We start from the raw sequence: 13,192 nt of genomic DNA, 5'->3' as shown, positions 1-13,192 counted from the left end.
GGCAACGCAGCTCCAAAAACCTATGTTATTCGGCCGGTTCCGGCGAATCCTTGAGCGCCGAATCCAGTTTCCGGCTGACGGTTTGCGGAGAAACCGTGCGCTTGGCAACGCGCGAATAGAAGATCGGGATCAGGAACAATGTGATGAGCGTCGCCAGGCTGACGCCGAACACCACCACGGTGCCGATCGAATGACGCGCTGCAGCCCCGGCACCACCCCGAATGACCAGCGGCACCGCGCCGATCACGGTCGCGATGGAGGTCATCAGGATCGGGCGCAGGCGGCGCTTGGCGGCCTCGCGAATGGCCTCGGCCACCGCCATGCCTTCGTCGCGCAACTGGTTGGCGAACTCGACGATCAGGATGCCGTTCTTGGCCGCCAGCCCCACCAGCATGACGATGCCGATCTGGCTGTAGAGGTTGATGGTCCCACCGGTGATCGCCAGCCCCAGCGCGCCGCCGGCCACCGCCAGCGGCACCGTGGCGATGATGACGCCGGGATGGACGAAGCTTTCGAACTGCGCGGCAAGCAGCAGATAGACCAGCAGGATGGTGAGGCCGAAGATCACCCAGATCGAGCCGCCGGTTTCGCGCAACGACTGGCTTTCGCCGCGATAGCCGATCGCCAGCACTTCGGGCGACTGACGCGCCTGATCCTCCAGGAAGCCGAGCGCTTCGCCCAGCGAGGTGCCGGGCGCAAGCGCGGCGGTCAGGGTGATGGCGCGCAGCTTGTTGTACCGGTTGAGCTGGCGCGGCCCGGCGACTTCGCGCACGGTGACCAGCGCGGACAGCGGCACCAGCGCGCCGGTGCGCGAGCGGACGTTGATCCGCTCCAGATCGGCCACGGTGCGGCGGCCATCCTCCTCCGCCTGCACCAGCACGCGATATTCCTCGCCCCGGTCAACATAGGTGCCCACGCGCCGCGAACCGAGCAGGCTTTGCAGCGCCTGGCTGACGTCGTTCACCGAAACGCCCAGGTCGCCCGCGCGCGCCAGGTTGGTTTCGATCCGCATCTGCGGCTTGGTTTCCTTATAATCGCTGTCCACGTTGATGAGGCCCGGATAGGCCGCCGCCGCCGCCATGATCCGGTCGCGTGCGGCCACCAGCCCTTCATAGGTGGACCCCGCCAGCACGATGTTGACCGGCAGCCCGCGCCCGCGCCCCAGCCCCGATCGCGGCGCCGCATTGCCGCGCACGCCGGGCTGGTCGGCGATCACCTTGTTCACGATCGTGGCGACCTCGGCCGTCGTGATGGTGCGATCTTCCCATGGCCGCAGGAAGGCGATGACGTTGCCGCTGTTATAATCGTCGGTCGCCCCGAACCCGGCAGGCGCGCGAATGACCAGATTCTGGAGCGTGCCATCCTTGCGCAGGAAGGCAAGGTCATCCTCGATCTTCTTCATATAGGCCATCATCCGGGCAAAGCCGGTGCCTTCGGGCGCGCTGATCTGCGCTTCGACCACGCCGGTATCTTCCGCCGGGGCCAGTTCGCTCGGCAGGCGGGTGAAGAAGAAACCCGCGACTCCCAGGAACAGCAGCACGCCCAGCAGCGGCAGCAGCGGTTTGCGCAGCGCGCCGTCCAGCCATCGGGCATAGCCATTTTCCAGCCGCTGGAACCGCGCGTCGATCCAGCGCGCCAGCCGGCCCCGTTCGGCATTTTTCAGCAGCTTGGAACAGAGCATCGGCGCGAGGCTGAGCGAGATGAAGCCGGAAAAGGCGATCGCCGCGATCATCGCGATCGCCAGCTCGCGGAACAGCAGGCCGGTCTGCCCCGCCAGGAACATGACGGGCACGAACACGGCGCACACGACCAGCGTGGTGGAGATGATCGCAAAGCCCACCTGCCGCGTGCCGAGATAGGCGGCGACCAGCGGGTCTTCGCCCTGTTCGATGCGGTGATAGACATTTTCCAGCACGACGATGGCGTCGTCCACCACCAGGCCGATCGCCAGCACGAAGGCGAGCAGGGTCAGCAGGTTGATCGACAGGCCGAGCAGCCACATGACGGCGCAGGTGGCGAGCAGGCAGATGGGCACCGTCACCGCCGGGATGATGGTGGCGCGCACCGACCCCAGGAACAGGAAGATGACCAGGATCACGAGCAGCGCCGCTTCGATCAGCGTGTCGTACACATTGGCGATGGCGCGTTCGATGAAGAGGGATTCGTCGGTGCCGATGGCGACGCGCATCCCCTGCGGCAGGGTCGGCTCCAGCTCCTTGATCAGCGCCTTGGCCTTTTGCGCGACGTCCAGCGTGTTCGCGCCCGACTGGCGGATGATGCCGATGCCGATCGCGGTGCCCTGGTTCGACCGGAAGCTGGTATAGGGGTTTTCCGCCCCTTCCTCGATCCGCGCGACGTCGCCCAGCCGCACCTGATAGCCATCGGTGCCGCGTCCCACGACCAGCCCGGCAAATTCAGCGGGCGTGGCGAAGGGGCGCTCGACCCGCAGCGTCTGGTTCTGATCCTGCGATTCGAAACGACCGGCGGGCAGTTCGACATTCTGCGCCCGCAGCGCGGATTCGACATCGGCGGGAGTCAGGCCGAAGGCGGCGAGTTTTTCGGCGTTGAACCAGATGCGGGTGGACGGGCGCGCTTCACCGCTGATGTTGACGCGGGCGACGCCGTCGATCGCGGCGAACCGGTCGGCGACGTTGCGGTCGAGATAGTCGCTGATCTGGATCGGCGTCCAGCCGGGCCGGGAAAAGGCGAGGAACAGGATGGCGCGCGCATCTGAATCGACCTTGCGGATTTCAGGCGCCAGCGCGTCTTCGGGCAGATCTTCCACCACCGATCCCACGCGGTCGCGCACGTCGTTGGCGGCGGTGTCGATATCGCGTGAGGGGTCGAATTCGATATTGATGTTCGACGTGCCGTCCTGCGACGTGGACGTGATCGTCTGGATGCCCTGCACGCCTGCGACCGCATCTTCGATCAACTGGGTGATGCGGCTTTCCACGACGGATGCCGCCGCGCCGGTATAGCTGGTTTCGACCGACACGATCGGCGGATCGGTGTCGGGATATTCGCGCACCGACAGGCTCATCCAGCCGACGACGCCGACGATGCAGAGCAGCACCGCGACGACCGCGGCGAAGACCGGGCGGCGGACGGAAAGGTCGGAAAGCTGCATCAGCGCGCGGCCTTGCCGGCAGCATCCCCGGACATGCCATCCTTGCCAGCGCCACCCTTGGGCTTGTCACCAGCCAGCCGCACGGTCGCGCCGTCGGTCAGCTTGACCACGCCTTCGGTCACGACCATCTGGCCCGGCTTCACGCCGCTCAATATCTCGACCCGTCCATCCTGGCGGATGCCGGTGTCGACCTTCACCCGCTTGGCGGTGCGATCCTCGATCACGAAGACATAGCGTTCGTCGCCGTCCCCCACCACAGAGAGTTCGGGTAGGCCAAGCGACCGGCGCTGGCGGGCCAGCACGCTGACGGTCAGCAACATGCCGGGTTTCAGCGCCCGGTCGGGATTGGGCAGGATCGCGCGCACCCGCACCGCGCGGGTGGCGGGGTCGATCACGGGATCGATGGTGGCGATCGTGCCGTTGAAGGGCCGGTCGGGCCAGGCGGCCGACACCGCCTTGATCGGCATGCCGGTGCGGATCATCGCCAGCCGGGTTTCAGGAATGGTGAAGTCCAGCTTGATGCGGCTGATGTCGCTGACCGTGGCGATCGGCGTGCCCGCAGTGACGATCGCGCCGGGCGACACGGTGCGCAGACTGACCCAGCCGGCAAAGGGTGCGCGGATCACCCGGTCGCCGATCGAGGCGCGGGCCAGTTGCGCATTGGCGCGGGCGGCGTTGGCGAGCGCCACCTGCTGTTCCAGCGTCGCACCGGTGGCGAAGCCGCGCGCCTTGAGCGCCTGGATGCGCTGGAGCTGCTGGCCCGCCTGTAGCGCGGTCGCTTCGGCCGATGCAAGTTCGGCCTTTTCCTGCCCGACGGCCAGCCGCGCGATCACCTGCCCCTTGGCCACATAGCCGCCATCGGAGAAGTTGAGGGTTTCGATCCGTTCGGTCACAGGCGCGGACAGCACCACCTGTTCATTGGCGAGCGCCGTGCCGACCGCTTCGATATCGTCGGTAAAGGCGACAGGCGCGATCGGCTGCACCTCGACCAGCGGGACGAGGCGGGGCTTTTGCGGCTTTTCGCCGCTGCAACCGGCAACACAAAGGGCGGTGATAAGGGCAGGCAGGAACGGGCGCATGGCAGGGGGCTATCGGGCCTTTCGGGGCGACACAATGGGGAGGTTTGTCGCAATATGTATCAACAGGTGTCGGGGTCAGAAAACGAACAGGGGTCCATTATCCGCCAAGGCGGGCATAGAGCAGAAATTCGACATTGCCCTGCGGTCCGGTAATCGGGCTTTGCGTCAGACCCGCGACGGTCCAGCCCTGCGCGACGACCCAGTCCTGCACTTCCGTGCAGACCCGGTCGTGGACGGCGGGATCGCGGATCACGCCATTCTTGCCCACCTCCTCGCGCCGCGCTTCGAACTGCGGCTTGATCAGCGCGACCATCTGCGCGCCGGGCTTGACGAAGCCGATCGGCTTTTCCAGTACCTTGGAGAGCGCGATGAAGCTGGCGTCGCACACGATGATGTCGGCCGGTTCGGGAATGTGCGCGTCGGTCAATATCCGGGCGCTGGTCTGTTCATGGACGATAACCCGGTCGTCGGAGCGCAGTTTCCAGGCGAGCTGGTTGGTGCCGCTGTCGACCGCATAGACCTTCGCCGCGCCGTTCGTCAGCAGCACGTCGGTAAAGCCCCCGGTCGAGGAACCGACGTCGATGGCGACGAAGCCGGTCACGTCGATCGCGAATGCGTCCAGCGCATGGGCCAGCTTGATGCCGCCGCGCGAGACCCAGGGATGGTCGCGACCGCGCACGTCGAGTTCTGCGTCGGCCGCCACCTGCTGCCCGGCCTTCTCCACTTTCTTGTCGCCCAGGAAGACGAGGCCCGCGAGGATCAACGCCTGCGCGCGCGCCCTGCTTTCGGCAAGACCGCTATCGACGAGCAACTGGTCGGCGCGGACCTTCGCCATCAGGGCACCAGCCCGGCGAGCGTGGCGGGGGTCAGGAGTTGCGGCAGGGTCTGCGCCTCCTTGCCCGGCGCGTACCAGAGGTAGAGGGGGACGCCCGAGCGGCCCTGGCTTTCCAGGAAGCGGGTGATGGCCGGATCGGCATTGGTCCAGTCGCCGACCATGACCGTCACCCCACCCTTGTTGAACGCGTCGCGGGTTTCGGCGCGGTCGATCGCGGCGGCCTCATTCGCCTTGCAGGTCAGGCACCAGTCGGCGGTGAAATAGAGGAAGACCGGCTTGCTCGCGGCGCGCAGTTCGGCCAGTTTTGCGACATCGAAATGGACAGTTGTTTCGCTTTTTTCGACAGCGGTCGGCGCGTGGGTCGGCAGGGCGTAGCTGGCGCCCGCGAGCAGCGCAAACCCGACGATCAGGGCGATCAGACCACCGCCCTTGCCGCTGCGCTGGCGACCACCTAGCCACCAGAGGAGCAGCGCCAGCAACAGCGCTGCCGCCAGCCCGATCGTCATGCCGGAGACACCGCGTTGCTGGCCCAGCAGCCAGGCGAGGCCGAGCGCGGTCAGGAACATGGGGATGGCGAGGATCTTCTGGAAAAGGCCCATCCAGCCACCTGGTTTGGGCAAGCGGTTGCGCAGCGCGGGTATGTAGGCGAGCAGCAGGAAGGGCAGCGCCAGCCCCAACCCCAGCCCCGCGAAGACCGCCAGCGCGGCGGGCAGGGGCAGGAGCAGCGCCGCCCCCATCGCCGCCGCCATGAACGGGCCGGTGCAAGGTGTCGCAACGAAGGCGACCAGCGCGCCGGTCCAGAAGGAACCGGCCACGCCGCCCTTCCCCGCCAGCCCCTCGCCACCGCCATAGGCGCTGAGGTCGAACAAGCCCGCCAAGTTGAAGGCGATGCCGGTCACCAGCAGCAGCAGCGCCAGGATGATGCGCGGATCCTGCAACTGGAACGCCCAGCCGACCGCCCCGCCCGCCGCGCGCAGCGCCAGCAGCAGGCCGCCCAGCGCCAGACAGGTCAGGATGATGCCGAGCGTATAGGCCAGTGCTTCGCGCCGCACGGCGCGCTCGTCGCCGCCCGCCTTGGCGAGCTTCATGGCTTTGAGACCCAGGATCGGGAAGACGCAGGGCATGATGTTGAGCAGCAGGCCGCCCAGCAACGCGCCACCCAGTGCGGCAAGGATCGCACCCATCTGGCTACCGCTCGCAGGCACGGCGATATCGCCGGGTTTCGCCGTCAGCAGGAAGCCGACATGCTCGCCGGTCCGCAGCACCGCCTGCACGATGCCGCCTTTTCCACCCTCCGCCGCGTCGGTTTCCAGCAGCAGCCGGTCACCCTGACGCGTCACCGTCTGCGGCGCGGCGTAGCGGGCCAGCCCTTCGGCCAGCGGGAAGAGATGGACGTCGCGCGCCTGGGCGTCCGCCGGGAACGGCACGGACAGGCGCAGCTTGCCGTCCTTGATCGCATAGGTTGCTTCCGACCCGAGCGGCCGGGGCATATGGGTGCGCCAGTCGTCGAAACGGGCGCGGGCCGCAGGCGCGACGCTGCCGTCGCCCACGATCAGGTCGAGCGTCAGGTCGCCGCTTTCGGGCACGCACACCTTGTCGGTGCAGACCAGCCATTGCGCCTTCGCCCGGATCGGCAGCCGCGTGCCCGGCGCGATGCCCGGCGCGACCTTCAGGTCGGCCAGCACCGCATAGGGGCCTTCATAGACATGGTTCATCAGGCCGGAAATCAGCAGCGTTTCGGGCACCGGATAGCGCAGCGGGCCAACGGTCACGCCTTGGGGCAGCGTCCAGTCGACCGTCATGCCAAGGCCCGCATCGCCCGGATTTTCCCAATAGCCGTGCCAGCCCTTTTCCGGCGCCATGGCAAAGGCGATAGTCGTCCCCTCGCCCGCTTTGGGCGCGGCGCTTTCGGCGGCCAGGCCAGCGACGATATGCGCCGGGCCGGTGGCGAACGCGCCCTGCGCCTGTGCGGCGGGCAGACCCGCCAGCAGGGCAAGCGTCATGAATATGACTTGAAAAATCCGCATCGGGCCTCTGGTCGCAAGAATGCAAGGGGGCTAGGTCGCTCCCATAGCGCCGTCAAGGCATGAGAAGGCATAGCATATGTTGAAACGAGTTGTCGCCGCCCTGTTGATCGCCACTGCCATGGCCCCCGTCATGCCGACCATGGCGCAAAGCCCAGCGCCCGCGTCGGCCACCGTCCGGTCCGCCGCGACGACAGCTGCGACGCCGCCCAAGCTGATCGTCGCGATCAGCGTGGACCAGTTTTCCGCCGACCTGTTCAGCGAATATCGCCAATATTATACCGGCGGCCTCAAGCGGCTGACGAGCGAGGGCGCGGTCTTCCCGCGCGGCTATCAAAGCCATGCCGCGACCGAAACCTGCCCCGGCCATTCGACCATCCTGACCGGCAGCCGCCCGTCGCGCACCGGCATCATCGCCAATAACTGGTTCGACCTGTCGACCGGGCGCGCCGACAAGAATGTCTATTGCGCCGAGGATGAAAGCCAGCCGGGCAGCGACAGCGATAATTATGTCGCCTCCCCCCTGCACCTCAAAGTCCCGACGCTGGGCGGCCGAATGAAGGCGGCCAACCCCGCCACCCGCGTCGTGTCGGTCGCGGGGAAGGATCGCGCCGCGATCATGATGGGCGGCGGCACCGCCGATCATGTCTGGTGGCTGGGCGGACCGCAGGGCTATGTCAGTTACAAGGGCGTCGCCACCCCGCCGCTGGTCGCCAAGGTGAACGAAGCGATGGCCGGGCGACTGGCGCAGGCCAATCCGGGCTTTGCCCTGCCCGCACAATGCGTGTCGAAGGATTTCGCCGTGAAAGCGGGCGACCGCAGCGTGGGCACCGGCCGCTTCGCGCGCGCGGCGGGCGACTATAAGGGCTTTCGCATCTCGCCCGAGCAGGACGCGATGACTTTGGCGTTCGCTGCGGCCGCGATCGAAAATCTGGACCTGGGCAAGCAGGCGCAGACAGACATCATATCGATCGGCCTGTCGGCGACCGACTATGTCGGCCACACCTATGGCACCGAAGGGACCGAAAGCTGCATCCAGGTCGATCGGCTCGACCATGAACTGGGCGCCTTCTTCGACCGGCTGGACAAGGACGGCATCGACTATGTCGTCGTGCTGACCGCCGACCATGGCGGCCACGACCTGCCCGAACGCCACCAGCTGAACGCCATGCCCATGGAACAGCGCGTCGACATGGCGCTGACGCCCAAGGCGCTTAATGCCGCCATCGCGGACAAGGCGGGGCTGCCCGGCAAAAAGGTCATCTGGGGCGACGGTCCTTCGGGCGACCTCTATTTCGACAAGGGGCTGACCGCGCCGCAGCGCGCGCGCGTGGAGGCCGAAGCGCTCAAGCTGCTTCGCGCGCATCCCCAGGTCGAAACCGTGTTCACCAAGGCGCAGATCGCCGCCACCCCTTCCCCCTCCGGCCCGCCCGAAAGCTGGAGCCTGATTCAGGAAGCGCGCGCCAGCTTCTATCCCGAACGCTCGGGCGACCTGCTGCTGCTGTTGAAGCCGCGCGTGATGTCCATCCCCGAACAGGCGGTGATGGGATCGGTCGCGACCCATGGTTCGCCCTGGGACACCGACCGCCGCGTGCCGATCCTGTTCTGGCGCAAGGGCATGCAGCATTTCGAACAGCCGCTGGGCATAGAGACGGTGGATATCCTGCCCAGCCTGGCCGCGCTGATCGCCCTGCCAGTGCCCAAAAGCGAGATCGACGGCCGCTGCCTGGACCTGATCGCAGGCAACGGGGATAGCTGCGCTGGACGATAAATTTGGCTGCTCCCCGGCGAAGGCCGGGGTCCAGTTGCTTGGATGGGACTGGACCCCGGCCTTCGCCGGGGAACAGCGAACCTAGATATTCTCCCCGATCCCGTCGCTTGCCTCCTCCACCCAGGCGTGAACGCGGTGGGGGGCGGAGACGTCGACGCGGCTGGTCACTTCATAATGGGCCTTGGCCTGGCGGACGTTGCTGTCGGCGGGCACGCTGTCGGTCAGCCAGACATTGCCGCCGATCACCGACCGGCTGCCCACGATGATCCGCCCCAGCACGGCCGCCCCGGCGTAGATCACCACATCATCCTCTATGATCGGATGGCGGGGCAGCGCCTTTTCCAGATGCCCCTTCTCGTCCGCGGGAAAGCTGCGCGCGCCCAGCGTCACGCCCTGATACAGGCGCACCCGGTCGCCCACGATCGCAGTTTCGCCGATGACGACGCCGGTGCCATGATCGATGAAGAAGGACTGGCCGATGGTCGCGCCGGGATGGATGTCGATCCCCGTCTTCCCATGGGCGATTTCCGAGATGATCCGCGCGACCAGTGGCGCGCCCAGTGCATGCAGGCGATGCGCCAGCCGGTGGTGGATGATCGCCAGCATGGACGGATAGCAGATCAGCACTTCGTCCACGCTGCGCGCGGCGGGATCGCCCAGGAACGCCGCGTCGACATCGGTATCCAGCAGCACGCGCAAGGCGGGCAGGCTCTGGGCGAAGCTGCCGATGATGCGCGCGGCCTCCCGATCCACCGCATCGGCCGGCTCGCCCTTCAGCGCATAAATCTGTTCCAGCCGGATCTGGCCGTAGAGGCGGCTGAGCACCGTTTGCAGGGTTTCGGCGACATAGGCGTCTTCATTGTGGAGCCGCACGAAGCTGGGACCAAGGCGCAGCGGAAACAGCGCGCCGCACAGCGACTGCATGATCTTGGTCAGGTTGGCGCGCGAGGGAAAACCTTCAGCGCCATATTCGGCATGATGTTTCTGCCCCTGCCGCCAGCGGCTGCGCGCCGCGCCCAGTGCGACGACCAGCTGGTCCAGATCCCAATAGCCTTCGACGATCCGATCGTCATCCTGTCCGTCCAATATCATATCCGCCTCATGCGCTTGTCGCCATGGGCATAGCGTGATGACACAGACAGGGATAAACGAGTTTTGCTTGGGGACGGACAGTTTCTCTTTTAGCGGTGCGCCGCTCCGCCGCGCGTCGCGGACCTGGGCAGGTTCAGGCAGATTTCCGCGCGCAGCCCGCCTTCGGGCCGATTGGCGAGGATCAGCTGCCCTCCTTCGGCTCGCACGACCTTGTGGACGATGGCAAGGCCAAGGCCCAGCCCGCGCGTGTTGCGCTGGCGCGCGTCATCCAGACGCGAAAAAGGCTGGAGTACCTTGTCCAGCTGGTCGCGCGGGATGCCGGGACCATCGTCATCCACGCGGATCAGCACCTCATCGCCTTTACGCTCCAGAGACACGCGGGCGCGATCGCCGTAATGGAGCGCATTTTCGATGAGGTTGCGGACCGCGCGGCGCAGCGACAGGCCGCGCACGTCCATTTCCAGATGGTCCGGCCCGTCATAGGTGACGTCCTGGTCATGATCCTGAAACGCGTCGACGATCGTCGCGATGCTGACGGCGATGTCGTTGCGGACGCGCGGCTCGGGATCTTTCTCCCCCAGGAAGGCGAGCAGCGATTCGAGCATCGCGCCCATTTCCTCCAGGTCGCCGCCCATGGCCTGCTGGACCTCCGGGTCCTTCACCAGTTCCAGCCGCAGCTGCAACCGGGCGAGCGGCGTGCGCAGGTCATGGCCCACCGCCGCCAGCGTTTCGGTGCGTTCGTCGATCAGGCGATGGATGCGCGCCTGCATCGCGTTGAAGGCGCTGATGAGGTTGCGGACATCGTTGGTGCCCGCTTCGGGCACGATCACTTCCGATCCGCGCCCGATCTTGTGCGTGGCATGGGTCAGGTCGCGCAGCGGCGCCAGCGTCCGCCGGATCAGCAGCAGCCCCGCCAGCAGCAACGCCAGCACCGGGATCAGCGCCAGGCCCATGCGGCCGATGGTGAAGGCCCATTTCCCGCCGCTATGATGCATGCCGAAATAGAGCCAGCTGCCATCGGTCAGCCGCAACCCGCCATTGATTTCGGAATGGCGACCGGGCGTCAGGCGCAGCCAGAGACCGGATTTTTCAAGGCCGGGCTCCCATGTCACGATCTGCTCGCGCATCCGCTCCAGTTCGGGGGATAGCGGCGGCGGCGGCGGCGCGGCCGGCGACCAGTGGACGTCGTACCGATCGGTGGTCAGTTGCAGGCTAAGCCCCGGCCGCTCCCCGCTGGGCTGTTCGACCAGCAGCTTGCGGGCGATGACCAGATGTTCGGCCAGCCGCCGTGCCTCATCATCCTGCAACGACAATTGGCTGGTCCGCTCATAGATGAGCGTGCCCACGGCAAATTCCAGCACGACCGTGACCAGCAGGATCGCGAACAGGCGGCCCAGCAGCCCCAGCGATCCCCTGACGTGCCGTCTCAAGCGCGGCTGACCTCTGCATTGAACATATAGCCGACGCCGCGCACGGTGGTGATGGGCGCGCCCTTGTCCGCAGTGGACAGCTTGCGGCGCAGGCGGCTGACCAGCACGTCGATGCTGCGATCGCTGCTGTCGCCCATGCGCGTGCGCGACAGTTCGATCAGCCGCTCGCGCGCGATCACGCGCTGCGGGTGGCTGAGGAAGGAGCCGAGCAGGTCGAACTCCGCGCCGGTCAGTTCCACGATCGCGCCGGTGGGAGAGCGCAGTTCGCGCCGGGGGAAATTGACATTCCAGCCGTCGAAATGCGCTTCGCTCTCACGATGGTCGTCCGGGCCGCGCTCCACGCCGACGCGGCGCAGGATGGCGCGGATGCGGGCGATGAGTTCACGGGTGCCGAAGGGCTTGGGCAGATAGTCGTCCGCGCCCAGTTCCAGGCCCACGATACGGTCAGTTTCGCTGCCCTTGGCGCTGATGAAGATGATGGGCACGTCGCTCTTGCGCCGGATCTGGCGGCAGAGGTCGATGCCGTTGGTGCCCGGCAGCATGACGTCGAGCACGACCAGGTCGACCGGGCCTGCGTCGAACGCCACCCACATTTCGGGGCCGGAAGATGCGGGGCGCACCTGATAGCCATGTTCCTGAAGCGCGCGGGCCGTGAGCGTGCGCAGCGGCGGATCGTCTTCGACGAGGATGATCGACGGGGCGGTCATGAAGGCGTCAGCGCACAAAATGTCATGGCCGGGAAACTAGGCGGCGGCGGATCGGGGGTCAACCACGCGGGCAGCGGGAAGCTGCGGAAACGCAAGCGCAGCAACAATTTGTCACGGCCTGGGTCACTTATCGGCCCGGCCAGCGGCGCAGGCGATGCGCCGGGCCTGGCGAACCAGGCCCGGCACAACAGATCAGAAAGCCGCGGTGACCGAGAAGACGACCGTGCTGCGCGCGATCGACTTGCCGAAATCCTTGCTGTCGTTGACCATGAAGTTGGGACGGATGTAATTTTCCTCCACGCGGGCGATGTCGGTGTCGACATAGGCCACGCCCACGGTCAGCGGCGTGCCGGGGATGGCAACATCGGCGCCGACCAGCCAGTCGAGATACTTGCCCGTGGGCGCCACCGACGTGCCATTGGGGCCAAGGCCCGGATTACCGTTCGACCAGCCCACATGCGTCTTGAGCGTGACGGGCGTGTTGGGCACCGCGCCGCTCAGGTCGAGCCAGCCGTAGAAATTATCTTCCTTGTCGCCCGGATTGTCGATGCCGCTGGTGGCGCTGCTCTGCCAGTTGCCCAGCGCCTGCTGCTTGGGTGCATAGGCGCCGCCGACCAGGGCCTTTACCGGGCCGAACTGGTGCGACAGCTTGACATAGGGTTCAGCGAAATCGGTTTCATCCGCGCCCGACGGATACATATACCAGGTGAGGCCGACATCCACCGTGGTGCCTTCGCCCAGAGATGCGGAATAGCCCCCGATCAGGTCCAGCTCCATGTTCGCGCCGCCGAAACGGCCCCAGCCGCCCAGATTCGATCCCCAGGTGCCGACATAGAAGCCGCTTTCATGGGTAACGGTGATGCCGCCCTGCACCGCCATGCCGCGGTCGCTTTGCGACACGCCACGGAAGCGGTAATCGGACACGAGACCGACGCTGCCGGTAACGGTGACGGGGCTGGTGGGTGCTTCCTGCGCGAAAGCCGGCACGCTGGACATGAGCGCGAGGGCGGCACAGGCGATTTGATACTTCATGAACATTCCCCTTTACGTTGGAATGTTCCGTCCTGCATCCGTGGTCCAAAGATCTGTTTCAATCGCCTTCGATCCCGACGGATAGGCATGGA

General features: G+C 66.5%; 9 protein-coding genes. 1 reads left to right on the top strand and 8 read right to left on the bottom strand.

The genetic code is table 11. From position 1 onward, the window contains the following. Positions 1-25: 25 nt before the first annotated feature. The 4 genes from U5A82_RS08210 to U5A82_RS08195 form a co-directional block, all read right to left on the bottom strand. The gene (locus U5A82_RS08210; protein ID WP_326290052.1) at positions 26-3,130 is read right to left on the bottom strand and encodes an efflux RND transporter permease subunit; all 3,105 of its coding nucleotides are present in this window, start codon (positions 3,128-3,130) and stop codon (positions 26-28) included. Then, positions 3,130-4,209 (bottom strand): efflux RND transporter periplasmic adaptor subunit, encoded by a 1,080-nt coding sequence (locus U5A82_RS08205; protein ID WP_326290051.1) that lies wholly within the window; start codon positions 4,207-4,209, stop codon positions 3,130-3,132. The genes U5A82_RS08210 and U5A82_RS08205 overlap by 1 nt, the downstream gene beginning before the upstream one ends. Before the next feature lie 97 nt (positions 4,210-4,306). After that, entirely contained in the window at positions 4,307-5,044 is a 738-nt protein-coding gene (locus U5A82_RS08200; protein WP_326290050.1) for a TlyA family RNA methyltransferase, read from the bottom strand. Continuing rightward, complete coding sequence (locus U5A82_RS08195; RefSeq protein WP_326290048.1) at positions 5,044-7,071, bottom strand: protein-disulfide reductase DsbD family protein; 2,028 nt, start codon at positions 7,069-7,071, stop codon at positions 5,044-5,046. The genes U5A82_RS08200 and U5A82_RS08195 overlap by 1 nt, the downstream gene beginning before the upstream one ends. A 76-nt stretch (positions 7,072-7,147) precedes the next feature. On the opposite strand from U5A82_RS08195, the gene U5A82_RS08190 reads away from it, so the two are divergent. Next, a complete protein-coding gene (locus U5A82_RS08190) occupies positions 7,148-8,839 on the top strand; it encodes an alkaline phosphatase family protein (RefSeq protein ID WP_326290047.1) in 1,692 nt (563 codons plus the stop codon). An 81-nt stretch (positions 8,840-8,920) separates the two neighbouring features. On the opposite strand, the gene epsC is transcribed toward U5A82_RS08190, so the two are convergent. From epsC to U5A82_RS08170, 4 genes are all read right to left on the bottom strand, one after another. Next, positions 8,921-9,931 carry a serine O-acetyltransferase EpsC gene (epsC, locus tag U5A82_RS08185; RefSeq protein WP_326290045.1) on the bottom strand — a complete coding sequence of 337 codons (1,011 nt, stop codon included), beginning with the start codon at positions 9,929-9,931 and terminating at the stop codon, positions 8,921-8,923. An 89-nt stretch (positions 9,932-10,020) separates the two neighbouring features. Continuing rightward, on the bottom strand, positions 10,021-11,361 hold the full coding sequence (locus U5A82_RS08180) for an ATP-binding protein (protein WP_326290044.1): 1,341 nt from the start codon (positions 11,359-11,361) through the stop codon (positions 10,021-10,023). Next, entirely contained in the window at positions 11,358-12,068 is a 711-nt protein-coding gene (locus tag U5A82_RS08175; protein ID WP_326290043.1) for a response regulator transcription factor, read from the bottom strand. Before U5A82_RS08175 ends, U5A82_RS08180 begins: the two co-directional genes overlap by 4 nt. 192 nt (positions 12,069-12,260) lie before the next feature. Beyond that, positions 12,261-13,106 (bottom strand): TorF family putative porin, encoded by an 846-nt coding sequence (locus U5A82_RS08170; protein ID WP_326290042.1) that lies wholly within the window; start codon positions 13,104-13,106, stop codon positions 12,261-12,263. Between the last annotated feature and the right edge of the window lie 86 nt (positions 13,107-13,192).

Source organism: Sphingobium sp. CR2-8 (genome assembly GCF_035818615.1).
Lineage (GTDB): Bacteria > Pseudomonadota > Alphaproteobacteria > Sphingomonadales > Sphingomonadaceae > Sphingobium.
Note: the sequence above shows the minus strand (reverse complement) of the source record. Positions and strands in the feature narration are given on the sequence as shown.